The sequence below is a fragment of the Sphingobium sp. TomTYG46 genome (genome assembly GCF_055396345.1).
The window spans coordinates 605,849-629,419 of record NZ_AP027324.1 but is presented as its reverse complement, the minus strand read 5'-3'; the positions used below and the strand labels follow the sequence as shown (position 1 = coordinate 629,419).

Here is a 23,571-nt window from a genome sequence, read left to right as displayed (position 1 = left end):
TATCGAGCGCAGTCGAGAACCACGATTGCACCCGTATCTCGACTTCGCTCGATACGAACGGCGGGAGGTACGCCGCTCATGACCGTCTGCACCCGCGTCATCCCCTGCCTGGACGTCGCCAACGGCCGCGTGGTCAAGGGCGTGAACTTTGTTGACCTGCGCGACGCAGGTGATCCGGTCGAGCAGGCGCGGGTCTATGACGCGGCTGGCGCGGACGAGCTTTGCTTCCTCGACATCACCGCCACCCATGAGGCGCGCGGCACTATATTGGACGTGGTGCGCCGCACCGCCGAAGTCTGCTTCATGCCCGTAACCGTCGGTGGCGGCGTGCGCAGCCCGGAAGATGCCCGAGCCCTGCTGCTCGCGGGCGCAGACAAGGTGGCCGTCAACAGCGCCGCAGTCGCGCGCCCCGAAGTCGTGGCCGACATCGCCGACCGCTTCGGCAGTCAGTGCATCGTCGGATCGGTCGATGCCCGGCGCGTCGGCGACAACCGCTGGGAAATCTTCACCCATGGTGGCCGCAAGCCTACCGGCATCGACGCGGTCGAACATGCGGTACGGTTGGCTCAACTCGGCGCGGGCGAACTGCTCGTCACTTCCATGGACGGCGACGGTACGAAACAGGGCTATGACCTCGCCCTCACCCGCACTATCGCCGACGCGGTTTCCGTTCCCGTTATCGCCAGCGGCGGTGTCGGCACGCTCCAGCATCTGGTCGAAGGCGTGATCGAGGGTCATGCCAGCGCGGTGCTCGCCGCCTCTATCTTCCACTTTGGCCAGCATACAGTAGCCGAAGCGCATCAGGCGCTTGCTGCTGCGGGCGTACCCGTCCGTTCGCGATGAACAACTTTTCATTGACGCATTTGGCGGTGAAGGCTTGATGGACAGCATGCGCTCAACCCTCTTCGATCTTGAAAAGACCATTCGGCAACGGCGGAAGGCTGACCCGTCCCAATCCTATGTCGCAAAACTGACCGCACGAGGCCGGGGCAAGATCGCGCAGAAGGTCGGCGAAGAGGCGGTCGAGACCGTCATCGCCGCCATGGCGTCCGATCGCGAAGGCGTGATCGGCGAAAGCTCCGATTTGCTGTTCCACCTGATGGTTCTCCTGGCAGACCTCGACATTCCGCTGGACGCCGTGCTCGATGAACTGGACCGCCGAGAAGGCGTATCCGGGATCGCGGAAAAGGCCGCGCGGCCCAAGGACTGATCGCCTGCCGGAAAGAAATCCTCCCATCGGCGTTTCCTGATCTGCCTCAAGGCAAACAGGGAGGATGACGGCTTATGGTAAGGACGATCGCGGGCGGCATATTGGGCGGCTTCGCTCTTTTCGTGATCCGCTTCCTCTTCTGGCAGACGCCGCTCAGCGCTTTGGCCTTTCACCGCACGGGCGAAGCGCCCGGCGCAAACCTTCAGGCGGCACTGGCGCAGTCTCTGACCCAGACCGGAACCGGCGTCTATATCGTCCCCGATCCGGCGACCGCGCAGGGCACCATCCTATATGGCAAGGGACCGATCGCGACGATCTTCTACAATGAGAGCGGCTTTCCGGTGACGGATAGCGCCGCGCTGATCGGCGGGCTCGTCCTCGCCCTGATCACCGGGGTACTCATCGCCCTGGCGCTGAGATTCGCGGCTGCGGACTTCGGCAACCGCGCGCGCATCGCCCTGCTCTCCGCGCTCGCGGCCGTGTTGTGGCTGGACATAGGTCAGGCCGTCTTCAACCACGCGCATTGGGGATATAGTCTCTACCTTGCCTTCAGCGACTTCATCGCACTCGCCGCCGCAGGACTTATCGCGGCTCGGCTGATCGTGACGGCTCCTGTCGCATCGGTCAACGCTGCGACAATGCACTAAGCCTCGTTCCCGCCTCCTCCGCCAGCCGGATCATGCAGGCGGCGTGACGTTCTGCCACCGCCATCCTGTCCTCGCCATAACCCCCACCCATGGTGCTGGCGAGCGCGATGCCACGGCGACGCGCTTCCCGCATGACGGTGCGGTCCCGCGCTTCCAGCCCCGCATCGCTCAGCGCCAGTCGCCCCAGCCTGTCGTCAGCATGCGGATCGACCCCGGCTTGATACAGGATCAGGTCGGGGCCAAAGCCATCAAGCGCCTGGGGCAGCACCTCCATGAGCGCCGCAAGATAATCGGCGTCACCCACCCCGTCGGGAAGCGCTACGTCCAACGACGACCGCATCTTGCGCACGGGGAAATTCTTCTCCGCATGGACGGACAGCGTGAAAACATCGTCCCGCCCCTCCATCAGCTGCGCGGTGCCATCGCCCTGATGCACGTCGAGGTCGAGAATCAACACCCGCCGCGCGTCCCCTTCCCCGATCAGTCGATTCGCCGCGATGGCCAGGTCATTGAACACGCAATAACCCGCGCCGCTGTCGTAAAGCGCGTGATGACTGCCCCCGGCCGCGTTGGCGGCATAGCCATGGCGCATCGCCAGCTTTGCCGCGGCCCAGGTTCCGCCGGGAGACAGCATGGACCGCCGCATCACCCGATCATTCACCGCAAAACCGATCCGCCGTTCCTTTTCGGGCGGCACATTCAGGCTGGCAACTTCCTCGACATAGGCCGTGTCATGGACTGCTTCGATCCAGCGGCGGGGCATGATCGCGGGTTCATGGACGGTAAAGGCGGCGCCACTTACCCTAAGTGCTTCCATAACCAGCCCATATTTATCAAAACGAAAGCGGCTGCCGCCTGTGGCAGGGGAAACATAGGCAGGATGGTGAACGACATGGAGCATCATCTTTTTCCGCGATCTCGAGTTTGAACGATGAGGGCTTTGCGCTATCTGGTCCAGCATGAACCGTCCCAATTTGATCCGTTTCAGCCTCAGCTCCCTCATGGGCCTTGCCGCAGCACCCGTGCTCGCGCAGCCGCCTGCGGTTGTACCGACGCTGCCCGCGCCCACTCCGCCGGTCATCGCGCCGCCCGCTATGGTGACGCCGCCGCCCGTCCCCATCCCGGCTCCATCGGCCGCGCAGCAGGCTTGGCTCAACAATTGGTTGAAGGGCGGCGCTGCACAAGGCCTGATGGCGCGCAACAAGGCGACTGGCGTCCTGAGTGGCGACGCGTTGGTCACCGCCGTTCTCGACAGGGCCAAGGCGCTCAGCACCGGCAGGGTCGATACCGCCGACTTCCTGGACATCTGGGCCTTGCGCCCTGCGGCCGTCGATCCGCGCCCCGGCCTTGCCCGCGCCATTGCCGAAGACCGCCTGCCGCAATGGGCGGCCACCCTCACGCCGCCCTATTCCGGTTATGAGGGACTGCGCCGGGGCCTTGCCAATTATGAGCAAATCCGTGACGCCGGGGGCTGGCCGGTCCTTGGCGCGAAATCCGCGCCCGATGCGGTGCGCAACCGCCTCGCCATCGAGGACAAGAGCGTTCAGCCCGGCGAAAAGCTGTCCGACGCGCTTCAGCGGGCGCAGCGCCGCTATGGGTTGAACCCCACCGGCCTGCTGGACGCCCGCACGCTCAAGGAACTCAATGTTCCGGTGAACGAACGCATCGCCGCCATCATGGCGAATATGGAACGCTGGCGCTGGATGCCGCGCCAGCTGCCGGTCAACCGCGTGCAGGTGAACATCGCCGCCGCCGTCCTCACCGTCTTCGAAGGCGATCAGCCCGTCACCTCTATGCGGGCAGTCACCGGATCGCCGGACAATGCGACGCCGATGCTGACATCCAGCATCCATTCGATCGTCGTCAATCCGCCATGGAACGTCCCCTCCTCCATCGCGAAGAAGGAATTGTGGCCAAAGGGCCGCGCGGCCCTGCTCCGCCAGGGCTACAAGATCGTCGGCACGCCCGAGACCGGGGAGCGGATCGTTCAGCCAGCGGGTCCCGGCAGCGCGCTTGGGCGGTTGAAGTTCGACTTCAACAATCCCTTCGCCGTTTATCTGCACGACACGCCTGCCCGCGCGAAATTCTCAAGCTATGACCGGCTCGCCAGCCATGGATGCATCCGGCTTGAAAAGCCCGTTCCGCTCGCGGAACTGATGCTGCAAAGCGACCCCAACCTCGCGGGGAAGGTGCAATCGCTGATCGACACCGGCAAGACGCAGCGCGTGCAATTGCCCAAGGAAGTGGCGGTGTATCTGCTCTACTGGACCGCCTTTGCTAGCAGCAACGGCACCATGAACTTCCGGTCTGACCCCTATGGCTGGGACAAGCTGCTCGCCCAGAAGATCGAGGCATCCAGCCGTCGGCTCGATCCCACTGCCGCCCCGGCGCCCACCATCGCATCGAAGGACTAAGACCCCATGCGCAAGATTGCCCTCGCCGTCCTTGCTGGCGCACTCGCCCTCTCCGCCTGCGGGAAGAAGGAAGAGCAAACGCCCGCGACCAACAACATGGTCGAACCGCCGGTTGAAAATGTGATCATCGAGGAACCCGAAGCGCCGCTGCCGCCAGCCAACAATGCTGCGCAAGCGCCGGAACCCGCGCCGCCGCCAAGCATTACCGAGAAACAGCAGATTCAGGACGATGCGGAAGCGACCGGCATGACCGCACGGCTGGACCAGTCGGCCGAGGGGAGCAATTCGACCAATTAAGCCGAAGGCTGGCCGCCTTCGGACGAACGGCGGCCACCATCTGCGCTCTACTCTTTAAGCGGGCGAAGAGCTTTGCTATATTGCGATTCATGGATCGCCGCAGTTTTACGAAGGCCGCTTTAAGCGGACTTGCCTTTTCATTCCTAGCAGACAGCGCCGGACGCGCGGCCGTGACGGCCATGCCACAGCCTGCCGCGCCAGTCCCGCCGCCTGTCACCCCGCATCCGGTTAAGCCCTTGGCGCAGCAGCCCTATGCGCGGCTGCTGGACCGGGCAAAGGCGGCGCTGGACGAACATGCGCATATGTTCGAACTGCGCGACCGGATCGCGCTAGCCGATTTCAACGCTCCTTCGCGTGAGTTGCGCTTCCACATCGTCGATCTCGTCGGCGGTCATTCCAGTTCCTATCTGGTGGCTCATGGCCGAGGGTCCGATCCGGGACATTCCGGTTGGCTCCAGACTTTCTCCAACGAGCCCAATTCACTGGCGAGTTCGGCGGGCGCGTATAAAACGGGGCAAATTTACGAAGGGCAGCACGGCCGCGCCATGCGGCTGGCAGGTCTCGATTCGCAGAACAACAATGCTGAGATGCGCGCCATCGTGATCCACGGCGCCGATTATGTGAGCGAAGATCATATCGCGACTTGGGGCAAGATCGGCCGCAGCGAAGGCTGCTTCGCCGTCGCCCAGCACATGTTGCCGCAACTGCTGGGGCTGCTTGGCCCGGGCCGCATGGTTTATGCGAACAAGCTCACGGCAATGGGGGCTTGAAGTCAGGCGCTTCGACCGGCTGCCGCTACTGCTCACCTGAAGCATCGCCGGATTAAATTGACCGCCTCCTCACACCGTTCGGGCTGAGGAGTTGGTGCCGGTTGGTCTACCGCGCCACCAACTCGCAGAAGCGTCGGGCCATCGCGAACTCATCCCGCCGTCTGGCTGATCGGGCGGCGGCTTCGACATCCTCGCCCCACTGTTCGACTTCCCAGGCCTCATCTATTTCCGACGCGGTCCAGATCGTATCGGCATCATGTCCGCCCTCGACGATCGCCAGGCCGCAGACCAGCGAACCCGAAAGGGTCACGAGCGTGGACAATCCCGCTAGCGTGAAGGGATCATAGGCTTTCACCGCCGCATCCAGCCGCTCCAAAGTCTCAGGCGGCTGATCGACCGGAATGATGCCTTGGGTCACGCGAAAGGTGACGTCATAACGCCGCCGCGCCCAGTCCAGCAGCGGGTCCCACGCCGCCGCCTCCCGCGACACCAGTTCCGCAGGCCCTTCGGCGCGGTAACATAGCAGGTCGCTGGTCCCGTAATTGGCGATGCCCGAAGCGAAGCTCTCGCGATTGGGCGCGATCTGGTCGATGGCCCCGTTGGCAAGGCCGGTGAAGGGCATCAAGCGCGGATCGACCATATCACCCTGCCCGCGCCATTCCTCGGCCACAGCCTCCGCCAACCCCGCGGTCGGCAGAGCCAGCGCCGCACGCGCGGGCGTTCGCACCGGGCGCCCGTCCAGCTGGATCTCATGCCCAGCCTCGCCGCAAATCACCGCGACATCCTTGTAGAAGCGCCTCACTGCGGCGGCCTCCGGAACAGGGCCAGCAGCAGACGCGGCACTATGATGAACTGGAACAGGCCGACCAGCACGAAAATCATGCCCATCGCCTTGGCCTTGCTGCCCTGCACCCAGTTGAAGCGCTCCATCAGGATGAGGAAGCCGAACATCACGAGCAGGGCACCCGAAAGGCGGAACATGCCAAGCGCGAAGTGACGCTGGCGCGCGACCTTTTCAGGATCGACGGGAGGGGGAGGAGGAAAGTCGGTCATGCTGCGCGGATATGGCTCCTGAGTTCATCGCTGTCCATCGCCACGGCATGCGCGCCAGCCGCAATGAGATCGGCGGGCAAATGATAGCCCCAACCGACCCCCAACGCCCTCGTCCCCGCGCTCAGCGCCATGTCGATGTCATAGCTGGTATCGCCAATCATCACCGTCGTTTCCGGACTCGCGCCCGCTTCCGCCATGGCGGTCAGCAGCATGGACGGGTGCGGCTTGGACGGATGCCGGTCGGCGGTTTGAAGCGTCACGAAATGCGCATCGATGCCATGATGCGCCAGGCAGAGGTTCAGCCCCCGATCCGACTTGCCGGTCGCCACGCCCAGCAGCCATCCTTCGGCATCCAGTTCCCGGATCAACTCGGCTATCCCCGGATATAGCGGCTCCGACACCGCATTATCGCGGCGCATCTGCTGGAAAGCGCTCTTGTAGCTTTCCGACAGATGGTCATGGAAATCCGCCTCCGCTTCCGGCAGCAATCGCGCGATCGCCAACGGCAGCGACAGGCCAACCACGGACAGGATCGTCATCCGATCAGGCGCAGCCAGCTTCTCGCCCTCAAACGCCAGCGTCATGGCCGCGCAGATGCTGTGCTGGCTATCGACCAGAGTGCCGTCGCAATCGAAAACGGCAAGGCGGTTGCTCATTTCTTGCGGGGGCTCCCGCTACCACCCGATCCGCGCGACCGCCGTTCCCCACGACGCTCCTTGCGCCATTGCTTGGCATGGGCACGCGCCGCCTTCTTCTCATCCTCGCGGGTTGGCGCGCGGGCGATTTCCTCGTCCAGCGGCAGGTCACCCACGTTGATGTCGAAGCCCAGCGAAATCAGGCTAGCCGCGAAATGCTCGGGCAGATCGGCACGCACATCGACGCGGCCGCCATCGGGATGATCGACACGGATGCGGCGGGCGTGCAGGTGCATCTTCCGGCTGATCGAGCCAGACAGGAACGCTTCCTTGCCGCCATATTTGCCGTCGCCGACAATCGGATGCCCGATAGCCGCCATATGCACGCGCAACTGGTGCGTGCGACCCGTATGCGGTTGCAGCTCGACCCAGGCAGCCCGGTTCCCCGCGCGCTCGATCACGCGGTAGCGCGAGCGGGCGGGCAACCCCTCTTCCTCATCGACATGCATTTTCTCGCCGCCGGTGCCGGGCTGCTTGGCGATGGGCAGCTCGATCATGCCGTCATTGATCGAGGGCACACCCATGACGATCGCCCAATAAACCTTGCGCGCGGTGCGGCTGGAAAAAGCCTTCGCGAAATAAGCCGCCGACCGCGCCGTGCGGGCAACCAGCAACGCGCCAGAAGTGTCCTTGTCCAGCCGATGGACCAGCTTGGGCCGCTGATCCAGCTCATATTCCAAAGCGTCGAGCAGGCCATCGACATGCTCATCGGTCTTGGTGCCGCCCTGCGTCGCCAGGCCCGGCGGCTTGTTGATGACGATCGCCTGTGCGTCACGATGGATCACCATATTCTGTGCGAAACTGATCTCGTCTTCGCTCAATTCCGGCCGGACGCGGCGAGGCTTGGCGATCTCGGCGGCTTTGGGCTCGGCAGGAGGAACGCGGATCAGCTGCCCCTCGGCCACGCGATCGCCCGGTGCGGCGCGCGCGCCATCAACTCGCAACTGACCCGTGCGAGACCAGCGCGACACGCTGTTGAAGCCGATGTCGGGCAAATGCCGCTGGAACCAGCGATCCAGCCGGATGCCATCATCGTCCGCGCCCACGCGGAACTGACGCACGTCCAGCGAAACGCCTTTACCCGCAGTAGCAACCTTGGGCGCTGCGACCTTGGGCGTTGCGACCTTGGGCGTTGCAGGCTTGGCGGCAGTTTTCGCCGGTGACCTCGGCGCATCAGGTTTGCGCGCCCGCGCCGCCTTTGCGCCACCACGAGCGCGGCCGGGCGCGCCACCGCCGGGCTTGCCCCCACGCAAGGGACCGGACGGCTTGCCGGGAGGGCGCCCCTTCATGCGATGCTCCGCATCATGCCAAGGCCAAGGACCAGCGCGCCGACCGCCGCTATCACTGACAAGGCGGCATAGCTCATCGCCATGCCCAACTGCCCGCGCTCGATCATCAACACGGTCTCCAGACTGAAGGAAGAAAAGGTGGTGAAGCCGCCAAGCAGACCCACCGCCAGCAACAGGCGCAGGGCTTCACCCGACGCACTGCCGAACCGCGCCAGCCATCCGGCAAGCAGTCCCATGGCAAAACCGCCCAGCACATTGGCGGCAAAGGTGCCCCAGGGCCACTGCACACCCGGCAGCATGTGACCGGCAAAGCGGCCCAGCTGGTAGCGCGCCAGCGCGCCAGCTGCGCCGCCGCCCATGACAAGGAGGATATTGTTCATCCCGCCCGCCCTAGAGGCAAATTGCGGTAAAGAAAATGGCGGCGCGCGCCTTTCTGGCGCTTACCGTCCCTTGTCGGCGATTATATCGACATTCGTCCGCCCACCCGACGCATCGGTGAAGACCAGCAGGAAAGCGGCGCCGTCGTCCGCGCGCGTGCCGCCGAGCACATGATCGCCGCCCATAACCGTGTGTTCGGCGTCAAATCCGGAACGCCGCGCCTGCGTATAATAATAGTCCATGACATTCTGGCGGGGCACCGGCGTCACAAAAGTAGCCGCGCGCAACGTACAACCATTTTTGTCCGCGCCCGCCGCCTCCGTCAATTTGGCACCGGGGTAAACGCCGAAGGGATCGGGCAGGCGGCTGGCCCACTGCATGCCATAGGCCAGCTGCTTGCGGCAGAAGACATTGCCGCCGGGCATGTCCTGACCTTGAGCCGCGGAGGCCAGCGCAGCCGCCGGTTCCTTCCCCTCACCTGCCGTCGGAGCAGGCGTCGCGAGCAGCTTGCCACCCGCAAGCTTCACCGATTCGGCCAGTGCCTTGGCCGCGTCGCCACTAAGCTTCGGCAAACCCGCGATCGCAGGGCGTCCGGATTGCCCCGTCAATTTGGGATCGACCGTGATCTTCCCACCCAATGCTTCCTGAAGTGCAGGGTCCACGGCATTGTTGGTCAGCTGGGCGTCGAGGGCGTTAAGATCAGCCTCCTTGTCCCCCTTCCCGCAACTCGCCAATGGCAGCGTGAGCAGCACGGCAAGGGCATAGACAGAACGGAAAGGCGGCATGGCTTAACTCCTTTGTAAACAAGAGGTGAATGTCAGGAGTTAATTTTCCGTTAGTGATTTTGGTAAATCGCTAAATTTTCCCATGCCATTAAGATGCGAATGGCATCCGCGCCCATCTTGTCTCCGCGCCGAACAAGGCCCATCTCATCGCGATGCTAAACGTCCTCTCGGTCCTGATCGGCCTTTTCGCCCTCCTGCTGATGATCCCGGCTTTCCTGCCGCTTTTGGGGATCGCCAACTGGCTGCTGGTGCCGATCGCGCTGTTTGGCGCCGTGATCGGGATATTATCGACGCGTAACAGCGGCCGCAACCTGTGCCTCATTGTCGCGGCGATCGGGGCGTTCCGCCTGTTCCTGGGCGGAGGCATTTTCTGAACACGCATGATCAGCAGCTAAGGACGGGCCTGATCGCTGCGGTGGCGGCCTATGGGCTCTGGGGCCTGCTGCCTATCTTTTTCAAGCTGCTCCACGCCGTGACCCCGGTCGAGGTCGTGGCGCAGCGGGTCATATGGTCGCTCATCCTGATCGTCGGCGTACTCGCGGCACGGCGGAACCTGGGCGCGCTTGGAGCAGCATTGCGCGACAGGCGGATCGTCCTGCCGCTCACCGCATCCGCGCTGTTCATCGGGTTCAACTGGCTGGTTTATGTATGGTCGGTCAATAACGGCCACGTTATCGCCGCCAGCCTTGGCTATTTCCTCAATCCACTGGTCAATGTCGCGCTCGGCGTCCTGGTGCTGAAGGAAAGACTGCGGCGTGGGCAAACCATAGCCATCGCGGTCGCTGCGGTGGGTGTCGCAATCATGGCGGCGGCGGCCTTCACCACCCTGTGGATCAGCGTCGGTCTGGCGGTCAGCTTTGCCTTGTACGGCCTTGTCCGCAAACTGACCCCGGTTGCGCCGATGGTCGGGTTGGGGGCGGAAACGCTGCTGCTTGCGCCGCTCGCTCTTGCATATCTGCTATGGCTGTGGGGCCATAGCGGCATCAGCCTTGGGCAGGACAGCTATACCAGCAGCCTTTTGATCTTCTCGGGCGCGCTGACGACGGTGCCGCTGATCCTGTTCGCCATGGCTGCGCAGCGCCTGCCGCTTACGACGCTGGGCCTCATCCAATATCTCGCGCCCACGCTGCAATTCCTGTGCGGCGTGCTGCTCTATGGCGAGAAACTGACGCAAGGCCAGATGATCAGCTTCGCACTAATCTGGCTGGGCCTCATCCTGTTCGCGACAGACAGCCTCGCCGCCGCCCGCAAGAACAGGCTGGCGGCGGCGTAGCGAGTTAGCGCGTTCAGGCGAACTCGGTCGCCTCGAAGCGCACGGCTTCGCCCACCGCTTCATTGGCCAGCGTATCTTCCCACATGACCCGATTCCCGCGCACGATCGTCCCCACGGCCTTGCCGGTCAGGTCCATGCCTTCAAAGGGCGACCAATTGCAGCGCGAGGACAGCCAGTCGCTGCCCACCGTCCATCGTTTCTTGAGGTCCACCACCGTGAAGTCGGCATCATAGCCGAGCGCAATCCGCCCCTTGCCGACGAGCCCGAACACCCGCTGCGGACCCGACGAGGTCAGCTCGATAAACCGCCGCAGCGACAAACGCCCCTCCGCCACATGGTTGAGCAGCAAGGGCACCAGCGTCTGGACGCCCGGCATGCCGCTGGGCGATCCGGGATAGGCTTTCGCTTTCTCCTCGATCGTATGCGGCGCATGGTCGCTGCCCAGCACATCGGGCACGCCCTGATTGAGCCAGTGCCACAGGCCATCCCGGTGCGAGGCCGACCGGATCGGCGGGTTCATCTGCGCATAGGTGCCAAGCCGGGGATAGGCATCCTCAGCCGCCAGCGTCAGATGCTGCGGCGTCACTTCGCAGGTGGCGATGTCCTTATGCCCGGCGATATATTCCAGTTCCGCTGGCGTCGTCACATGCAGAATATGGATGCGCCGCCGCGCCTTGCGAGCAAGGCCGATGATCCGCTTCGTCGCGATCATCGCGCTTTCATCATCGCGCCAGACGGGGTGGGAGGAAGGATCGCCCTCCACCCGCAAATCCTTGCGCGCATTCATCCGCGCCTCATCCTCGGCATGGATGGCAACACGCCGCGTGCCGCTCGCCAACACACGCGACAGCGCCGCGTCATCATCCACCAGCAGACTGCCGGTCGATGCGCCCATGAAGATCTTCACGCCAGCCGTGCCGGGAATACGCTCCAGTTCTTTCAGCGCTTCGGCATTGTCGGCCGTCGCACCGACATAAAAAGCATGGTCGCACCACATGCGATGGTGAGCGCGGGCCAGCTTGTCATGCACGCGCTCGGCGCTGTCCGTATTCGGGTTGGTGTTCGGCATCTCGAACACAGAAGTGATCCCGCCCAGCACGGCGGAGCGGCTGCCTGATTCGAGATCTTCCTTATGCTCAAGGCCCGGCTCGCGGAAATGCACCTGGCTGTCGATGCAGCCAGGCAACACGTCCAGCCCGGTGCAGTCGATTACCTCGCCAGCGTCGCCTAGCGAAGACCCGATCGCCACGACCTTGCCGCCGCGCACGCCGACATCGGTCTGCGCCGCCCCGCCGGGCGTGTGGACGGTGCCGTTCTTCAGGATCAGGTCGAAATTCTGGGACATGATTGCTCGCCGCTTGGATATGGTCGGCGTCTGTCCTACCTAAAGCCGATGACCGGCACCACCCTAACCGACCGCGCGCTACTCAGAATTTCAGGCGAAGAGGCACGGTCCTTTCTGCAAGGCCTGCTGACCCGCGACGTCCTGACGCTCAAGGCGGACGAACCACGCTGGACCGGGCTCCTGACGCCACAGGGCAAGGCACTGTACGACTTCATTCTATGGGCCGATGGCGACGATGTGCTGATCGATTGCGAGGCGACGCAGGCCGACGCGCTGGCCAAGCGGCTCACCCTCTATCGCCTGCGCCGCAAAGTAACGATTGCCCGGGAGGAATCACTCGCGGTCCACTGGTCGCTCGCAGCCACTGACAAGCCCCTCGACCCGCGCCTCGCCGATCTCGGCCATCGCTGGCTCGCTCCGCACGCATCGGGCGACGCCTCTGCCGCTTTCCGCGCGCACCGCCTGTCGCTCGGCGTGTTCGAAGGCGCGGGCGAGCTGGGTCAGGACCAGACACTATGGCTGGAAACCAATGCGGGGGAACTGCGTGGCGTTGACTTCGACAAGGGCTGCTATGTCGGTCAGGAAAACACCGCCCGCATGCATTATCGCAGCAAGGTGAACCGCCGCCTTGTAGCCGTGCCCTTGACCAATGCCGACGAGAAGCGCCAACGCGCCGCCCTGCCCCACCTTGGTCTATCTATCGAGCTGCGCCGCGTCGAAGACATCGATCCCGCGACCCTCCCCCCGTGGCTCGCCGCCGCGATGGCGGAGCAAGCCGCCGAATGAAGCGCTTCCTGCTCGCCCTGCTCGGGGCTTTCAGCATCGCCGTGCCCGCATGGGCCGATACGCCCTGGACGCTGGTGAAAGCCTATCCTCACGATCCCAAAGCCTTTACCGAGGGCCTCTTTTTCCACGACGGCGCCCTCTACGAAAGCACCGGCCTGGAAGGCCAATCGGAAATCCGCAAAGTCTCGCTCGACGACGGCAAGGTCCTCGAAAGCCGCACCCTCGCTCCCCAATATTTCGGCGAAGGCATCGTCAACTGGAAAGACCGATTGATCAGCCTAACCTGGCGCCATCGTCAGGGCTTCGTCTGGAAACTCAACGGCTTATCGCTTCTTTCCCAGTTTCGATATGAAGGCGAAGGCTGGGGCCTGACCCAGGACGGTCGCAATCTCATAATGAGCGATGGGACCTCGCAACTTCGCTTCCTGGACCCCGAAACACTTGGCGAGACGCGCCGCATCACCGTCACGTTCAACGGCCGTCCGGTCGAGCGCCTGAACGAACTGGAATATGTGAAGGGCGAGTTGTGGGCGAACATCTGGTACGACACCCGCATCGCCCGGATCGATCCCGCGACCGGCAACGTTATCGACTGGATCGACATAGCCCCCCTCATCCGGGAAAGCGGCGTCACTGATAGTGAAGCTGTGCCCAACGGCATCGCCTATGACCAAAAACGCGACCGCATCTTCGTCACGGGTAAATATTGGCCAAAGCTGTTCGAGATACGCCTCAAAAAGCAAAGCAGGGACGCGCGCTAACTAGCCGCTTTCTTGCGTCGCGTCTCCCACCCCTTCTTCGCCGCCGCGGATCGATCCGCCGCCGACCGCCCAGGTGAAGCCGCGCCACCCTTTCGCCCGCCCTTGCGCGAGGAAACATGCGTGTCAGGCTTCCCTCGCCCCGACCCGGACTTGTTTCCGCCACCGGATTCCTTGTTCACCGTCGCCCAGGCCCGCCGTTCCGCCTCCTTGTGGGAAACCCCGCGATCCTCATAGCCTTCCTCGATATGTTCAGCCTTGCGCTTTTGCTTGTCGGTATAACTGCCCTTGTCGCCACGCGGCATGATCCATCTCCTGTCAGCAGCCCCTCACCGCGATCCAACGATCATCCGGCAATCGCGTTCACAACGCTGCGCTTGCGTCACGAAACTGGCGGAACGGAAGCTGATGGGCGGGCGTTCCCCGGCTATGGAACAGCGCACCCTTATCGAACGGCTGGCCCGCCATCTCGCCGCGCATGAACCCGATCAGTGGCAAGCGCACGTAGCCGACGCGGCCAGCATCCTCGCCATCATGAAGGACCCTGACCCCGCCATGCGCGAGGCGGGTGACGAAGCCCAATGGCGCGCGATGATCAACGCCGCGCTTCGGGAGCGGTGGGCCGTCACGACCCATCCCGGCGGCGATCATGCTGAGCCCGGCACCGATGAAGAAGGCGAATTTTCCCTTCATCCGCATGGCGTTACCCAGGACCGCGCCGACTGGGTCCATGTTCATGACAGGCAGGAGAAATCATCATGATGGGGTTGTTGAAGCTGGCATTTCTGGGCGGGCTGGGCGCTGTGGCATGGCGTAGCTGGAAAGACCGGAAGGCCCCAGCCGAACTGGACGATCGCGCGCCTGTCGGATCGTCGGGAATTATCCGGGACGCCGGTCCGGCAGAACAGCATATCGCCCCAAGCGACTGGGACATGATCGACGAGCAGGTGGACGAATCCTTTCCGGCAAGCGACCCTCCCGGCAACTATCGCGGCGTAGCCTGACCTGTTCCGACTGGCGCGGTTATTGCCCGTGCCCGACCCTGCCTCTATGAGACGGGGCCGTAGTGGCGGCACATCACCCATCGACCGACAAAAGGGGAAATTTAGCAAATGCCTTCGGGTCTCATCGCGCTGCTCGACGACGTAGCGGGAATAGCCAAGCTCACCGCCACGTCTCTGGACGATGTCGCCGCAGCCGCGGGCAAGGCCGGGTCGAAAGCGGCCGGGGTCGTCATTGACGATGCGGCGGTGACGCCCCGCTATGTCATGGGGCTGACGCCGGATCGCGAGCTGCCGATCATCTGGAAGATCGCGCGCGGATCGCTGCGCAACAAGCTGCTGTTCCTCCTGCCCGCCGCACTGCTGCTGAGCGCTTTTGCGCCCTGGCTTCTACCCCCATTGCTGATGCTCGGAGGCGCTTTCCTCTGCTTTGAGGCCGTCGAAAAGCTGCTGGAGGCGGTTCAGGGCGGGCATGACGTCGCGGAAGAAGCGCTCACCACCCACAGCTCGCAGGAACTGGAGGACCAGAAGGTTTCGGGCGCCATCCGCACCGACTTCATCCTTTCCGGCGAGATCATGGCGATCGCGCTCGGCACCGTTGCGGCGGAACCGCTATGGGAACAGGCGCTGATCCTGGTCGTCGTCGCCATCCTCATCACGGCGGGCGTCTATGGCGTCGTCGGTTTCATCGTAAAGATGGACGACATCGGCCTGCACCTTGCCGAACGCTCCTCATCCACGACGCGCGCCGTGGGACGCGGGCTGGTCCATGCCATGCCCATCCTGATGAAGATCCTGTCCGTGGTCGGTACGGCCGCCATGTTGTGGGTCGGAGGCGGCCTGATCGTTCACGGGTTGCACGAGTTTCACTGGGACCTGATCCCCGGCGCCATCCACCATGTTGCGCAAAGCGTGGCGATGACTGCGCCCGCCATCGGGCCTTTCCTCGATTGGACCGTAAACGCGATCGGCGGGGCCATCGTCGGGCTGGTGATCGGCGGGATCATCGTTGCGGTGCTGCACCTGTTCAAAAAGCACTGAAGCACGCGGCACGCCGGACCTTCGGCCAATGCAGAACTTAAAAATGTCCCAAACCCATTCACCCTGGCGCGTCGAGGCCGTCGCCATGCTCGCCCTGGCGCTACCCATGATCGCGGGCAATGTCGCCTGGGCCGGGATAGCCGCGACCGACCTTTTGCTGATCGGCCGTCTGGGCGCGCAAAGCGTGGCGGCGGGCGCGCTCGCCATCAACCTGTTCCAGGCCCTGCTCATATTCGGCATGGGTCTTGTCACCGCCGCCGCGCCGCTGATCGCCAATGAACGTGGCCGCCGCCGCCATTCCGTCCGCGACGTGCGCCGCACGGTCCAACAGACGCTGCGCGCCGCCTTTCTCTTCGTGCTGCCCGCCTGGGCACTGCTCTGGCATAGCGAAGCCATCCTTCTGGCCATGGGGCAGCAGCCCGACCTTGCCCATCAGGCAGGAGTTATGATGCGCGGGCTGCAATGGGCGCTGCTTCCTTTCCTCGCCTTCTCGACGCTGCGCAATTTCATGTCGGCGCTGGAGCGGCCAGTCTGGGCCGTCGTCGTCATGCTGCTTGCCATACCCTTCAATCTCTTGGCGGGCTGGGTTCTGATCTTTGGTAAGCTGGGCATGCCGGCCCTTGGTCTTTTGGGCGCGGGACTGGCCAGCACCCTCTCCTCCTGTTTCCTTTTCCTGAGCCTTCTGGCGGTGATCCTGATCGACAGGCGCTTCCGCCGCTATCGGGTGATGGGCCGCTTCTGGACCGGCGACAGGGACCGGCATCGCGCCGTCTGGGCGCTGGGCCTGCCGATCGCGATCACTGTGGGTTTTGAGACGACGGTGTTCAACGCGTCGGCCCTGCTCATGGGCCTCATCGGCCGCGATTCCCTCGCCGCGCATGCCGTCGCGATTCAGATCGCCGCGCTTCTCTTCATGGTGCCCATGGGCATTGGTCAGGCCGCCACGGTACGAGTCGGCCTCGCTCAGGGACGCGGCGATGCTGCCGAAATTGGGCGCGCGGGCTGGCTGGCCCTCCTGCTGGGCTTCGGATTCGCATTCGCCGCCGCCATCCTGCTGATCACCGTGCCCCGTCTGCTGATCGGCGCCTTCCTCGATCTGAACGATCCCGCAAACACTCGAACGGCGGCGCTGGCCGTCAGCTTCCTCGCCGTGGCCGCGCTGTTTCAACTGGTGGATGCTACTCAGGCAGTCGCCGCCGGTGTCCTGCGCGGCCTGCACGATACGAAGGTGCCGATGATCTTCGCGCTGATCGGCTACTGGATCATCGGCGTGGGCGTGGGAACCGTCCTCGCTTTCCCGCTCGGGATGAAAGGCCTCGGCATATGGCTGGGCCTCGCCAGCGGCCTTGGTGCGGTTGCGCTGCTGCTGCTCGTGCGATGGATGATGCGGGAACGGCTGGGCCTGGTCAGCTCATCCTGAAAAGCGCCCGGATGCACTTTACGCCGATATTGCGACGCACAAAGCAATTGAAGACAGGCTGCGAATCGGTAATGACGAAATCATGACTGCCCCGACGACCATTTTCGAAGCCATCGCGCTTCAGAAATGCCTGATGGCGACCTACAATAAATTGGTCGTCAAGCTGGCGCCTCACATCCTTTACACGCGCCATGATGAGATGTTCATCGACGCCGTGACGATAGAACGCGAAGGCGGCCCGCCACGCGAACTGAAGCTTGGAACATTCAAGCTGGCGGGGCTCAACGACGTCACCGTGCTCGATGAAACGTTCGAGGCAATGTACGGCCTCTATAATGAGACCGACGACAAATATAAGGGCGTGACCCTCTTCGCCGTTGCGCCCGAGAGCGCAGTCGCCTGAGAATCGACGGAGCGGCCCCGGCAGGCCGCTCCTTTCATTTCTTCAGCCGATAGCCGGTACGGAATACCCATCCGATAACCGCCAGGCACACCGCCAGCATCCCGGCGATAAACAACAGGCTGAACTCGATCCCCACATCGCCCCGGCCGAAAAAGGTCCAGCGGAAACCCGACACCAGATAGACGATCGGGTTGAACAGCGTCACCGTGCGCCACGGCTCGGGCAGCATATGCACCGAATAGAAAGCACCGCCCAAAAAGGTCATGGGCATGATGAGCAGCAGCGGGATAACCTGCAACTGCTCAAAACTCTGCGCCCAGATGCCCAGGATAAATCCGAACAGGCAGAAACTGACCGCGATCAGCACCATGAATGCCACCATGGCGATCGGATGTTCGACATGGACATCAACGAACAGGTGCGCCGTCACGAATATGATCATGCCCACGCTCAACGCCTTGGTCGCCGCCGCGCCGACATAGGCGATCACCGTTTCCGTCGCCGATACCGGGGCGGAAAGCAGCTCGTAAATGGTGCCCGCGAACTTGGGCATGTAGATGCCGAAGCTCGCATTGAAGATGCTTTCAGTGAACATCGACATCATGATGAGGCCGGGCACGATGAACGCGGCATAATCGATGCCGTCAATCTGCGTCATCCGCGACCCGATCGCGCCGCCGAACACCACGAAATACAGCGATGTCGTGATCACCGGCACCAGCAACCCGGTCAGCAACGTGCGGCTGAACCGGTGCAGTTCGAATTTGTAGATCGACCAGATCGCCCGATAGTTGAAGCCGCTCATGCCGCCTTCTCCTGATGGACCAGACTGACGAAAATATCCTCCAGGCTGCTCTGCTGCGTGTTGAGGTCCTTGTAGCCGATGCCCAGGTCACCCAGCGTCCGCAGCAATGACGACACGCCGGTTCGCTCCGCGCGCGTATCGAAAATATATTCGATCTCATGGCCTTCGGACTTGAGCGACAAATCCCATTGGCTCAGCTCTGTCGGAAGCTGGTGCAGCGGCTGGTTGAGCGCTACGGTCAGGCTCTTCTTGCCGAGCTTCTTCATCAGCGCCGTCTTTTCCTCGACCAGGATCAACTCTCCATTGTTGATCACGCCCACCCGATCGGCCATTTCCTCGGCCTCCTCGATATAATGGGTGGTCAGGATGATGGTCACCCCTGTCTGCCGCAGCTCGCCGATCAGCTTCCACATGTCCCGGCGCAGCTCGACGTCCACGCCAGCGGTCGGCTCGTCCAGAAACAGCACGCGCGGCTCATGGCTTAGCGCCTTGGCGATCATCACCCGCCGCTTCATGCCGCCGGACAGTTCCAGCATCTTGCTGTTGCGCTTGTCCCAAAGCGACAGGTCGCGCAGCACCTTTTCGATATGGGCGTCGTTGCGCGGCTTGCCGAACAGCCCTCGGGAAAAGCGTACCGTATCGATCACCCGTTCGAACGCATCGGTGTGCAGTTCCTGCGGCACCAATCCGATCGCGGAGCGCGATCCGCGATAATCGAGCACGATGTCATATCCCGCGACGGTCACTGTCCCACCGCTGGGCCGCACATTGCCGCAGATGATGGAGATCATCGTGGTCTTGCCCGCGCCATTGGGGCCTAGCAGGGCGAAAATCTCGCCCTCCTCAATCTCCAGATCGATGCCCTTAAGTGCCTGAAAACCAGATGCGTAGCTTTTCGTCAGCCCGGAAACGGTAATGATGGACGCCATGCGCGCAAAAGCCCCTTTTTATCTGCACGCCAAGATAGGGGCGCCGGGTCCAAGCGCAACCGGCCTATTCGCCCTGGCGATGGAAGCGGAACACTGTTGCTGGCGGAAAATTGCGCACCGTCTGTCCCACGCGCGCGACTTCCAGGTCCAGCGCATGCAGTACGTCACGGCTGACTGGCGGCCGCGTTGAATAGGTGAACTGGATAAAGCTGCCGCCCGGCCGCAGCATGCGGAATGCTTCAGACAGAATGTCGGCATGCACATGACGGTCCATCGCCAGCAGCGGCAGGCCGCTTATCACCGTCTGATATTGGCCCGGATCACCGGCCGCCGCCGTCGATACGATCTGCGCTGGCGTTTCCAGCACCGACACATGCGGAAAGTGCCGCCGCAGCCCGCGCGCAAAGGCGGGATTGATCTCCACCACCTCCAGCTTTTCGGGAGGCAGGCCAGTTTGCAGGATCGCACGGGTGAACACGCCAGTCCCGCCGCCCAATTCCATCACCCGGCCATCCAGGGGATCGATATGCGCTACCATCAACCGGGCAAGATAGCGGCTGCTCGGCACCACCGACGCGGTCTGGCGCGGCTTCTTCACCCAGGCGGCCAGGAAGTCCAGATATTCCGTCGCCCGCGTCCGGAATTCGCTCCGGGGCATGGCGACTGCCCGGCCGCGTTTAGACTTGTCATGCATGAGCGAAAGGCGACCGGAAACATGTCATCGCGACTCCCCTTAGCGAGCCTGAAGCGCGCCGTCGATTGGCTTTAGCATGTCCATAGATGGCAAATTTTTCACTTGTGCGGCGCCCGTCGCGGTTCCGGCCGGACCCGACCTATAAGCTTCCCCAAACAAATATATGAGTTGAGTCTAAAGGTGATCGGCTCAACATCCCGCTTCAGATCATAAAAGTCAAAAATATGCATTTACAATCAACATATTAGCTTGTTGCCGTAGGTTCATGCAACCTCCTCCAATATTGGCGGGTTGAACAGCAAATCATTGTTTCGGAGGAGAATTATGCGCAAAGCCATTATAGCCCTGTCGGCCCTTTCGATGGCCATCCCTGTGTCCATGGCGATCCCGACCGACGGGGTCAGCGCGCGGGAGCATTATCGCTATCGTGAATGGCGCGGCCGTGATGGACGCACTTATTGCCGCAAGTCCAACGGCACGACCGGCCTCATCGTCGGCGGCGTAGGCGGTGCACTGCTCGGCCGCGCTATCGACACCCGCGGCGATCGCGCTACCGGCACGATCCTAGGCGCTGCTGGCGGCGCGCTGCTCGGCAAGGAAATCGACAGCAAGCGCCGCTGTCGCTAATCTGCCAACAAATGAAAGGGGCGGCTCCCAACTGGAAGCCGCCCTTTGCATATCCCTAAAGCACCGCCGCTTATTCCGAAGCGGCTCCTCGAGCCTCATCGACCTTAAACGCAACCGGTCGGCCGCCAGACACGCCGGACACCTTGCCGTTCTTGATCGCCAGGTTAAACGCAACGGCATCTGGATAACGGCGGCCCGACACAAGCCGACCCGTTTTTGTATCCTTCACCTCATAGACATAAGTATAGCCCTCATGAGTGAAGCGCTGCTTGCCTTCTTCCGCGTGGGCGGGGGCAAGGGCAGCGGCGACGGTACCGACTGCACCAGTAAGAATGAATTTCGACAGCATTCGCATAGGTTTGCTCCTTGTGAATGCCGATCAAACACCTCTGCATTTCTGTTCTCTTGGTGTCGAACCTATGGACCAGACACATGCGCGCAATCGCAAAAGGCGGATCACCAGTTGCGCCTGGCGCAACCGGCCACGCATCAAGCCTCTGACATCCCCAGGATGTGACGGAACTGCGCTTCGGTCAGGGGGGACACGGACAGGCGCGACTGCCGCAGCATCACCATATCGGCCAGCGCCGGGTCCGCCTTCATCGCCTTCAGCGTGACGGGCTTTTTCAGCTTTTCCTTCGGCGCGACATGCACCGCGATCCACTTGCCGCTGTCATCAGTGCTGTCGGGCGCGGCTTCCTCGACAATCTCCATGATGCCCACTGCCTCCACACCAATATTGCTGTGGTAAAAGAGGGACAGATCGCCCTTGCGCATCGCCTTCATGTGAAGCTGGGCGGCATGGTTGCGAACGCCATCCCACTCCGCCTTTCCTTTCTCGACCAAGTCGTCATAGGAAAAGACATCAGGTTCCGATTTCATGAGCCAATAGTTCATGATCGCCTCCTTGCATCAGCCGCCGGGGCCGATCAAGGATCGGACGGCGCCAATTGACAGAAGGAAAGCCGAAACTTGCCGCACACACCGCTGGAACAGGTTCCCCTGCTGTCCCTCACCGCGATGGCAAGGCAGGATTTTGCAATGGCGTTTGGCGATTCGTTCCGGCAATTCGGCTTCGCCATGGTGAAGGACCACGGCATGGACGCAGCCCTGATCGATGACGGCTGGAGGCTCGCCCGCGCCTTCTTCGCCCTGCCCGAAGATGTGAAGCGTCGCTATGACGCCAGCAGCAACGGCGGCCAGCGGGGCTACACGGCGTTCGGCCGGGAAATCGCCAAGGGCGCAAGCGAGAATGACCTCAAGGAATTCTGGCACGTCGGCCGTGACCTTCCCGCAGGACACCCCATTGGCGCCACCATGCCGCCAAACATCTGGCCCAAAGAAATGCCCGAATTTCAATTCACTTTAAGTCGTCTTTATGCAGAGTTCGACCGGATAGGCGCCCAGCTTCTCGCCGCGATCGCCCTCTATCTAAACTTGCCCGAAAATTGGTTCGACGACGCCACCGAAAACGGCAATTCGATCCTGCGCCTGCTCCACTACCCGCCGGTTTCGCCCGAAGCGCCCGGCATCCGCGCAGGCGCGCATGAGGATATCAACCTCATCACCCTGTTGCTCGGCGCCGAGGAGGGCGGGCTGGAGATCAAGGACCGCCAGGGCAACTGGCTCCCCGTCGTACCGCCACCCGGCGCGCTGGCGATCAATGTCGGCGACATGCTCCAGCGCCTGACCAACTACCGCCTGCGATCAACCAGCCACCGGGTCGTCAATCCGCCTCCGGAGCGGCGCAACGTCGCCCGCTACTCCATGCCCTTCTTCCTGCACCTGCGCCCGGATTTCCTGATCGAACCGCTGTCGCAATGCGTGGATGCGGACCATCCCCGCCGCGACCCGCCGATCACCGCGCACGACTATCTGACCGAGCGCCTGCGCGAGATTGGACTGGTGAAGGGCTAAGCGCCCGTCAGCTCACTTGCGCCACCGGCCCAGCGTAATGCCGATTTCCTCACCCTTCTCGCTCAACGCCAGCTTGATGATCTTCACCTCGACATGCAGCACCTTGTCATCCTGAAGGAAGATGGTGTCGATGATATGGTCGGCCACGGCCTCGATCAGCGTGAAATGCTGCCCTTCCGGCAATGCGCTCGTGGCGGCATGCTTCAGGTCCATGTAATTTTTCGAACGGGATAGCGGCGTATCCAGCTCATAATGGTCAGCGACCTTCAACCGCGCGCGGATGGAAATGCGCAGCGGTTGCGGCAGATGGGTTTCTTCCGAATAGATGCCCGTCAGGACATCGACGTCCAGATGATTGACCTCCAGCGTCAGAAAATCGTCAAATCCGCGGTCCATGGCTTTCCTGCTGCTGGCGATGGCCAGAATAGACTTTAATTTTGCGGAACAGGCGTTAATCCCGCCGCTCCGGCGCGGTCCATGCGCCATTGACGGCGGATCGGCAAGACGTGTCTCATATTGTGCCCCTCAACATCGTGGCGGAAGAGGCGATTGAGCAACTGCTCGACGTCGCCTTTGGCCCCGACAGGCACGGCCGCACCGCCTATCTGATCCGGGACGGCATGCCTTGGATGCCTGAGCTGTCCTTCGGGATGATGGATGAACATGGCGAGCTGGCCGGTTCGCTTCAAAGCTGGCCGGTCGCGCTCACCCATGCCGACGGAACGCAAGCACCGCTCATCATGGTCGGCCCGGTCGCCGTATCCCCTACCCTCCAACGCACCGGTCATGGCCGCGCGCTCATGGATGCGGTCGTCAACGCCGCTCGCGCCCACCATAGCCATCCGCTGATGATGATCGGCGATCCTGAATATTATGGCCGCTTCTGGGGCTTTTCCGCTGCATCCACGGGCGGCTGGACCTGCCCCGGCCCCTATGAGGCGCGCCGACTGCTCGCTCTTTCGGTCGATGGAGCCGCGATCGGCGGCGAAGGGATGCTTGGGCCGCGAATCACCACTCCGATGTGATTTCCCTTT

General features: G+C 62.8%; 33 protein-coding genes. 18 read left to right on the top strand and 15 right to left on the bottom strand.

The annotated features are described in order from the left end of the window. Nucleotides 1-78 precede the first annotated feature (78 nt). From hisF to ACZ5YV_RS03265, 3 genes are all read left to right on the top strand, one after another. Complete coding sequence (hisF, locus tag ACZ5YV_RS03275) at nucleotides 79-843, top strand: imidazole glycerol phosphate synthase subunit HisF (RefSeq protein ID WP_449473180.1); 765 nt, start codon at nucleotides 79-81, stop codon at nucleotides 841-843. A 46-nt stretch (nucleotides 844-889) separates the two neighbouring features. After that, entirely contained in the window at nucleotides 890-1,210 is a 321-nt protein-coding gene (locus ACZ5YV_RS03270; RefSeq protein WP_464788564.1) for a phosphoribosyl-ATP diphosphatase, read from the top strand. Nucleotides 1,211-1,284: 74 nt separating this feature from the next. Continuing rightward, nucleotides 1,285-1,857, top strand: coding sequence for a hypothetical protein (locus ACZ5YV_RS03265; RefSeq protein ID WP_464788563.1), 573 nt, complete (start codon nucleotides 1,285-1,287; stop codon nucleotides 1,855-1,857). Here ACZ5YV_RS03265 and ACZ5YV_RS03260 read toward each other — a convergent pair. Further along, nucleotides 1,835-2,758 carry a histone deacetylase family protein gene (locus ACZ5YV_RS03260; RefSeq protein WP_464789135.1) on the bottom strand — a complete coding sequence of 308 codons (924 nt, stop codon included), beginning with the start codon at nucleotides 2,756-2,758 and terminating at the stop codon, nucleotides 1,835-1,837. The genes ACZ5YV_RS03265 and ACZ5YV_RS03260 overlap by 23 nt on opposite strands. A 58-nt stretch (nucleotides 2,759-2,816) precedes the next feature. Here ACZ5YV_RS03260 and ACZ5YV_RS03255 point away from each other — a divergent pair, with 58 nt between their 5' ends. The 3 genes from ACZ5YV_RS03255 to ACZ5YV_RS03245 all read left to right on the top strand — a co-directional run bounded on the left by ACZ5YV_RS03255 (nucleotide 2,817) and on the right by ACZ5YV_RS03245 (nucleotide 5,338). After that, the gene (locus ACZ5YV_RS03255) at nucleotides 2,817-4,271 is read left to right on the top strand and encodes a L,D-transpeptidase family protein (protein WP_464788562.1); all 1,455 of its coding nucleotides are present in this window, start codon (nucleotides 2,817-2,819) and stop codon (nucleotides 4,269-4,271) included. A gap of 6 nt (nucleotides 4,272-4,277) precedes the next feature. Next, complete coding sequence (locus ACZ5YV_RS03250) at nucleotides 4,278-4,568, top strand: hypothetical protein (protein ID WP_464788561.1); 291 nt, start codon at nucleotides 4,278-4,280, stop codon at nucleotides 4,566-4,568. A gap of 89 nt (nucleotides 4,569-4,657) precedes the next feature. Beyond that, entirely contained in the window at nucleotides 4,658-5,338 is a 681-nt protein-coding gene (locus tag ACZ5YV_RS03245; protein WP_464788560.1) for a murein L,D-transpeptidase catalytic domain-containing protein, read from the top strand. A 106-nt stretch (nucleotides 5,339-5,444) separates the two neighbouring features. Here ACZ5YV_RS03245 and ACZ5YV_RS03240 read toward each other — a convergent pair whose 3' ends face one another. From ACZ5YV_RS03240 to ACZ5YV_RS03215, 6 genes are read right to left on the bottom strand one after another with little or no spacing between them, the layout of a single operon-like run. Continuing rightward, nucleotides 5,445-6,140 (bottom strand): ATP12 family chaperone protein, encoded by a 696-nt coding sequence (locus ACZ5YV_RS03240; RefSeq protein WP_464788559.1) that lies wholly within the window; start codon nucleotides 6,138-6,140, stop codon nucleotides 5,445-5,447. After that, nucleotides 6,137-6,391 (bottom strand): hypothetical protein, encoded by a 255-nt coding sequence (locus tag ACZ5YV_RS03235; RefSeq protein WP_464788558.1) that lies wholly within the window; start codon nucleotides 6,389-6,391, stop codon nucleotides 6,137-6,139. Before ACZ5YV_RS03235 ends, ACZ5YV_RS03240 begins: the two co-directional genes overlap by 4 nt. Beyond that, nucleotides 6,388-7,047, bottom strand: a complete 660-nt coding sequence (locus tag ACZ5YV_RS03230) for an HAD-IA family hydrolase (RefSeq protein WP_464788557.1) — start codon at nucleotides 7,045-7,047, stop codon at nucleotides 6,388-6,390. The genes ACZ5YV_RS03235 and ACZ5YV_RS03230 overlap by 4 nt, the downstream gene beginning before the upstream one ends. Beyond that, nucleotides 7,044-8,375 (bottom strand): RluA family pseudouridine synthase, encoded by a 1,332-nt coding sequence (locus ACZ5YV_RS03225; RefSeq protein WP_464788556.1) that lies wholly within the window; start codon nucleotides 8,373-8,375, stop codon nucleotides 7,044-7,046. Before ACZ5YV_RS03225 ends, ACZ5YV_RS03230 begins: the two co-directional genes overlap by 4 nt. Beyond that, on the bottom strand, nucleotides 8,372-8,755 hold the full coding sequence (gene crcB, locus ACZ5YV_RS03220) for a fluoride efflux transporter CrcB (RefSeq protein ID WP_464788555.1): 384 nt from the start codon (nucleotides 8,753-8,755) through the stop codon (nucleotides 8,372-8,374). Before crcB ends, ACZ5YV_RS03225 begins: the two co-directional genes overlap by 4 nt. A gap of 60 nt (nucleotides 8,756-8,815) precedes the next feature. After that, a complete protein-coding gene (locus ACZ5YV_RS03215) occupies nucleotides 8,816-9,538 on the bottom strand; it encodes a hypothetical protein (RefSeq protein ID WP_464788554.1) in 723 nt (240 codons plus the stop codon). Between the two features lie 152 nt (nucleotides 9,539-9,690). Between ACZ5YV_RS03215 and ACZ5YV_RS03210 the strand changes: the two genes are divergently transcribed. After that, nucleotides 9,691-9,912, top strand: coding sequence for a hypothetical protein (locus ACZ5YV_RS03210; protein ID WP_196225858.1), 222 nt, complete (start codon nucleotides 9,691-9,693; stop codon nucleotides 9,910-9,912). Further along, nucleotides 9,909-10,811 (top strand): EamA family transporter RarD, encoded by a 903-nt coding sequence (gene rarD, locus ACZ5YV_RS03205; protein ID WP_464789134.1) that lies wholly within the window; start codon nucleotides 9,909-9,911, stop codon nucleotides 10,809-10,811. The genes ACZ5YV_RS03210 and rarD overlap by 4 nt, the downstream gene beginning before the upstream one ends. 13 nt (nucleotides 10,812-10,824) lie before the next feature. Here the strand turns inward: rarD and ACZ5YV_RS03200 are convergent, their stop codons facing one another. Continuing rightward, on the bottom strand, nucleotides 10,825-12,156 hold the full coding sequence (locus ACZ5YV_RS03200) for a dihydroorotase (RefSeq protein ID WP_464788553.1): 1,332 nt from the start codon (nucleotides 12,154-12,156) through the stop codon (nucleotides 10,825-10,827). A 48-nt stretch (nucleotides 12,157-12,204) separates the two neighbouring features. Here ACZ5YV_RS03200 and ygfZ point away from each other — a divergent pair, with 48 nt between their 5' ends. After that, nucleotides 12,205-12,942: a CAF17-like 4Fe-4S cluster assembly/insertion protein YgfZ gene (ygfZ, locus tag ACZ5YV_RS03195; protein ID WP_464788552.1), complete on the top strand. Its 738-nt coding sequence runs from the start codon at nucleotides 12,205-12,207 to the stop codon at nucleotides 12,940-12,942. Next, entirely contained in the window at nucleotides 12,939-13,703 is a 765-nt protein-coding gene (locus ACZ5YV_RS03190) for a glutaminyl-peptide cyclotransferase (protein ID WP_464788551.1), read from the top strand. Before ygfZ ends, ACZ5YV_RS03190 begins: the two co-directional genes overlap by 4 nt. On the opposite strand, the gene ACZ5YV_RS03185 is transcribed toward ACZ5YV_RS03190, so the two are convergent. Next, the gene (locus tag ACZ5YV_RS03185; RefSeq protein WP_464788550.1) at nucleotides 13,700-14,005 is read right to left on the bottom strand and encodes a plasmid stabilization protein; all 306 of its coding nucleotides are present in this window, start codon (nucleotides 14,003-14,005) and stop codon (nucleotides 13,700-13,702) included. The genes ACZ5YV_RS03190 and ACZ5YV_RS03185 overlap by 4 nt on opposite strands. Nucleotides 14,006-14,129: 124 nt before the next feature. Between ACZ5YV_RS03185 and ACZ5YV_RS03180 the strand changes: the two genes are divergently transcribed. From ACZ5YV_RS03180 to ACZ5YV_RS03160, 5 genes are all read left to right on the top strand, one after another. Beyond that, nucleotides 14,130-14,462 (top strand): hypothetical protein, encoded by a 333-nt coding sequence (locus ACZ5YV_RS03180; RefSeq protein WP_449474644.1) that lies wholly within the window; start codon nucleotides 14,130-14,132, stop codon nucleotides 14,460-14,462. Continuing rightward, nucleotides 14,459-14,704: a hypothetical protein gene (locus ACZ5YV_RS03175; protein WP_464788549.1), complete on the top strand. Its 246-nt coding sequence runs from the start codon at nucleotides 14,459-14,461 to the stop codon at nucleotides 14,702-14,704. The genes ACZ5YV_RS03180 and ACZ5YV_RS03175 overlap by 4 nt, the downstream gene beginning before the upstream one ends. Nucleotides 14,705-14,812: 108 nt before the next feature. Further along, the gene (locus ACZ5YV_RS03170) at nucleotides 14,813-15,742 is read left to right on the top strand and encodes a DUF808 domain-containing protein (protein WP_464788548.1); all 930 of its coding nucleotides are present in this window, start codon (nucleotides 14,813-14,815) and stop codon (nucleotides 15,740-15,742) included. A gap of 43 nt (nucleotides 15,743-15,785) precedes the next feature. Continuing rightward, complete coding sequence (locus ACZ5YV_RS03165) at nucleotides 15,786-17,162, top strand: MATE family efflux transporter (RefSeq protein ID WP_464788547.1); 1,377 nt, start codon at nucleotides 15,786-15,788, stop codon at nucleotides 17,160-17,162. Nucleotides 17,163-17,244: 82 nt separating this feature from the next. Further along, entirely contained in the window at nucleotides 17,245-17,565 is a 321-nt protein-coding gene (locus ACZ5YV_RS03160; RefSeq protein WP_464788546.1) for a hypothetical protein, read from the top strand. Between the two features lie 34 nt (nucleotides 17,566-17,599). On the opposite strand, the gene ACZ5YV_RS03155 is transcribed toward ACZ5YV_RS03160, so the two are convergent. From ACZ5YV_RS03155 to ACZ5YV_RS03145, 3 genes are all read right to left on the bottom strand, one after another. Further along, on the bottom strand, nucleotides 17,600-18,370 hold the full coding sequence (locus ACZ5YV_RS03155; protein ID WP_464788545.1) for an ABC transporter permease: 771 nt from the start codon (nucleotides 18,368-18,370) through the stop codon (nucleotides 17,600-17,602). Beyond that, on the bottom strand, nucleotides 18,367-19,299 hold the full coding sequence (locus tag ACZ5YV_RS03150; RefSeq protein WP_464788544.1) for an ABC transporter ATP-binding protein: 933 nt from the start codon (nucleotides 19,297-19,299) through the stop codon (nucleotides 18,367-18,369). The genes ACZ5YV_RS03155 and ACZ5YV_RS03150 overlap by 4 nt, the downstream gene beginning before the upstream one ends. A 64-nt stretch (nucleotides 19,300-19,363) precedes the next feature. Continuing rightward, nucleotides 19,364-19,993 (bottom strand): class I SAM-dependent methyltransferase, encoded by a 630-nt coding sequence (locus ACZ5YV_RS03145; protein ID WP_464788543.1) that lies wholly within the window; start codon nucleotides 19,991-19,993, stop codon nucleotides 19,364-19,366. Nucleotides 19,994-20,317: 324 nt separating this feature from the next. Between ACZ5YV_RS03145 and ACZ5YV_RS03140 the strand changes: the two genes are divergently transcribed. Next, nucleotides 20,318-20,620 (top strand): glycine zipper 2TM domain-containing protein, encoded by a 303-nt coding sequence (locus ACZ5YV_RS03140; protein WP_464788542.1) that lies wholly within the window; start codon nucleotides 20,318-20,320, stop codon nucleotides 20,618-20,620. Between the two features lie 70 nt (nucleotides 20,621-20,690). Here the strand turns inward: ACZ5YV_RS03140 and ACZ5YV_RS03135 are convergent, their stop codons facing one another. Then, nucleotides 20,691-20,975: a hypothetical protein gene (locus ACZ5YV_RS03135; protein WP_464788541.1), complete on the bottom strand. Its 285-nt coding sequence runs from the start codon at nucleotides 20,973-20,975 to the stop codon at nucleotides 20,691-20,693. 134 nt (nucleotides 20,976-21,109) lie between these two features. Then, complete coding sequence (locus ACZ5YV_RS03130) at nucleotides 21,110-21,517, bottom strand: EVE domain-containing protein (protein WP_464788540.1); 408 nt, start codon at nucleotides 21,515-21,517, stop codon at nucleotides 21,110-21,112. A gap of 75 nt (nucleotides 21,518-21,592) precedes the next feature. Here ACZ5YV_RS03130 and ACZ5YV_RS03125 point away from each other — a divergent pair, with 75 nt between their 5' ends. Next, nucleotides 21,593-22,537 (top strand): isopenicillin N synthase family dioxygenase, encoded by a 945-nt coding sequence (locus ACZ5YV_RS03125; protein WP_464788539.1) that lies wholly within the window; start codon nucleotides 21,593-21,595, stop codon nucleotides 22,535-22,537. 12 nt (nucleotides 22,538-22,549) lie between these two features. Here ACZ5YV_RS03125 and ACZ5YV_RS03120 read toward each other — a convergent pair whose 3' ends face one another. Beyond that, the gene (locus ACZ5YV_RS03120) at nucleotides 22,550-22,933 is read right to left on the bottom strand and encodes a dihydroneopterin aldolase (RefSeq protein WP_464788538.1); all 384 of its coding nucleotides are present in this window, start codon (nucleotides 22,931-22,933) and stop codon (nucleotides 22,550-22,552) included. Between the two features lie 110 nt (nucleotides 22,934-23,043). Here ACZ5YV_RS03120 and ACZ5YV_RS03115 point away from each other — a divergent pair, with 110 nt between their 5' ends. Beyond that, a complete protein-coding gene (locus tag ACZ5YV_RS03115; protein ID WP_464788537.1) occupies nucleotides 23,044-23,562 on the top strand; it encodes a GNAT family N-acetyltransferase in 519 nt (172 codons plus the stop codon). Nucleotides 23,563-23,571: the final 9 nt, after the last annotated feature.

What these genes read in the sequence shown, in the direction of transcription:
- ACZ5YV_RS03170 (WP_464788548.1), top strand. Translation starts at nt 14,813, where the DNA reads ATGCCTTCGGGTCTCATCGCGCTGCTCGACGACGTAGCGGGAATAGCC.
- ACZ5YV_RS03120 (WP_464788538.1), bottom strand. Translation starts at nt 22,933, where the DNA reads ATGGACCGCGGATTTGACGATTTTCTGACGCTGGAGGTCAATCATCTG.
- ACZ5YV_RS03200 (WP_464788553.1), bottom strand. Translation starts at nt 12,156, where the DNA reads ATGTCCCAGAATTTCGACCTGATCCTGAAGAACGGCACCGTCCACACG.
- ACZ5YV_RS03265 (WP_464788563.1), top strand. Translation starts at nt 1,285, where the DNA reads ATGGTAAGGACGATCGCGGGCGGCATATTGGGCGGCTTCGCTCTTTTC.
- ACZ5YV_RS03145 (WP_464788543.1), bottom strand. Translation starts at nt 19,993, where the DNA reads ATGCATGACAAGTCTAAACGCGGCCGGGCAGTCGCCATGCCCCGGAGC.
- ygfZ (WP_464788552.1), top strand. Translation starts at nt 12,205, where the DNA reads ATGACCGGCACCACCCTAACCGACCGCGCGCTACTCAGAATTTCAGGC.
- ACZ5YV_RS03180 (WP_449474644.1), top strand. Translation starts at nt 14,130, where the DNA reads ATGGAACAGCGCACCCTTATCGAACGGCTGGCCCGCCATCTCGCCGCG.
- ACZ5YV_RS03245 (WP_464788560.1), top strand. Translation starts at nt 4,658, where the DNA reads ATGGATCGCCGCAGTTTTACGAAGGCCGCTTTAAGCGGACTTGCCTTT.
- ACZ5YV_RS03210 (WP_196225858.1), top strand. Translation starts at nt 9,691, where the DNA reads ATGCTAAACGTCCTCTCGGTCCTGATCGGCCTTTTCGCCCTCCTGCTG.
- crcB (WP_464788555.1), bottom strand. Translation starts at nt 8,755, where the DNA reads ATGAACAATATCCTCCTTGTCATGGGCGGCGGCGCAGCTGGCGCGCTG.
- ACZ5YV_RS03225 (WP_464788556.1), bottom strand. Translation starts at nt 8,375, where the DNA reads ATGAAGGGGCGCCCTCCCGGCAAGCCGTCCGGTCCCTTGCGTGGGGGC.
- ACZ5YV_RS03185 (WP_464788550.1), bottom strand. Translation starts at nt 14,005, where the DNA reads ATGCCGCGTGGCGACAAGGGCAGTTATACCGACAAGCAAAAGCGCAAG.
- ACZ5YV_RS03260 (WP_464789135.1), bottom strand. Translation starts at nt 2,758, where the DNA reads ATGCTCCATGTCGTTCACCATCCTGCCTATGTTTCCCCTGCCACAGGC.
- ACZ5YV_RS03250 (WP_464788561.1), top strand. Translation starts at nt 4,278, where the DNA reads ATGCGCAAGATTGCCCTCGCCGTCCTTGCTGGCGCACTCGCCCTCTCC.
- ACZ5YV_RS03160 (WP_464788546.1), top strand. Translation starts at nt 17,245, where the DNA reads ATGACTGCCCCGACGACCATTTTCGAAGCCATCGCGCTTCAGAAATGC.
- ACZ5YV_RS03270 (WP_464788564.1), top strand. Translation starts at nt 890, where the DNA reads ATGCGCTCAACCCTCTTCGATCTTGAAAAGACCATTCGGCAACGGCGG.
- ACZ5YV_RS03150 (WP_464788544.1), bottom strand. Translation starts at nt 19,299, where the DNA reads ATGGCGTCCATCATTACCGTTTCCGGGCTGACGAAAAGCTACGCATCT.
- ACZ5YV_RS03130 (WP_464788540.1), bottom strand. Translation starts at nt 21,517, where the DNA reads ATGAACTATTGGCTCATGAAATCGGAACCTGATGTCTTTTCCTATGAC.
- ACZ5YV_RS03230 (WP_464788557.1), bottom strand. Translation starts at nt 7,047, where the DNA reads ATGAGCAACCGCCTTGCCGTTTTCGATTGCGACGGCACTCTGGTCGAT.
- ACZ5YV_RS03155 (WP_464788545.1), bottom strand. Translation starts at nt 18,370, where the DNA reads ATGAGCGGCTTCAACTATCGGGCGATCTGGTCGATCTACAAATTCGAA.
- hisF (WP_449473180.1), top strand. Translation starts at nt 79, where the DNA reads ATGACCGTCTGCACCCGCGTCATCCCCTGCCTGGACGTCGCCAACGGC.
- ACZ5YV_RS03175 (WP_464788549.1), top strand. Translation starts at nt 14,459, where the DNA reads ATGATGGGGTTGTTGAAGCTGGCATTTCTGGGCGGGCTGGGCGCTGTG.
- ACZ5YV_RS03135 (WP_464788541.1), bottom strand. Translation starts at nt 20,975, where the DNA reads ATGCGAATGCTGTCGAAATTCATTCTTACTGGTGCAGTCGGTACCGTC.
- ACZ5YV_RS03255 (WP_464788562.1), top strand. Translation starts at nt 2,817, where the DNA reads ATGAACCGTCCCAATTTGATCCGTTTCAGCCTCAGCTCCCTCATGGGC.
- ACZ5YV_RS03190 (WP_464788551.1), top strand. Translation starts at nt 12,939, where the DNA reads ATGAAGCGCTTCCTGCTCGCCCTGCTCGGGGCTTTCAGCATCGCCGTG.
- ACZ5YV_RS03140 (WP_464788542.1), top strand. Translation starts at nt 20,318, where the DNA reads ATGCGCAAAGCCATTATAGCCCTGTCGGCCCTTTCGATGGCCATCCCT.
- ACZ5YV_RS03215 (WP_464788554.1), bottom strand. Translation starts at nt 9,538, where the DNA reads ATGCCGCCTTTCCGTTCTGTCTATGCCCTTGCCGTGCTGCTCACGCTG.
- ACZ5YV_RS03235 (WP_464788558.1), bottom strand. Translation starts at nt 6,391, where the DNA reads ATGACCGACTTTCCTCCTCCCCCTCCCGTCGATCCTGAAAAGGTCGCG.
- ACZ5YV_RS03165 (WP_464788547.1), top strand. Translation starts at nt 15,786, where the DNA reads ATGTCCCAAACCCATTCACCCTGGCGCGTCGAGGCCGTCGCCATGCTC.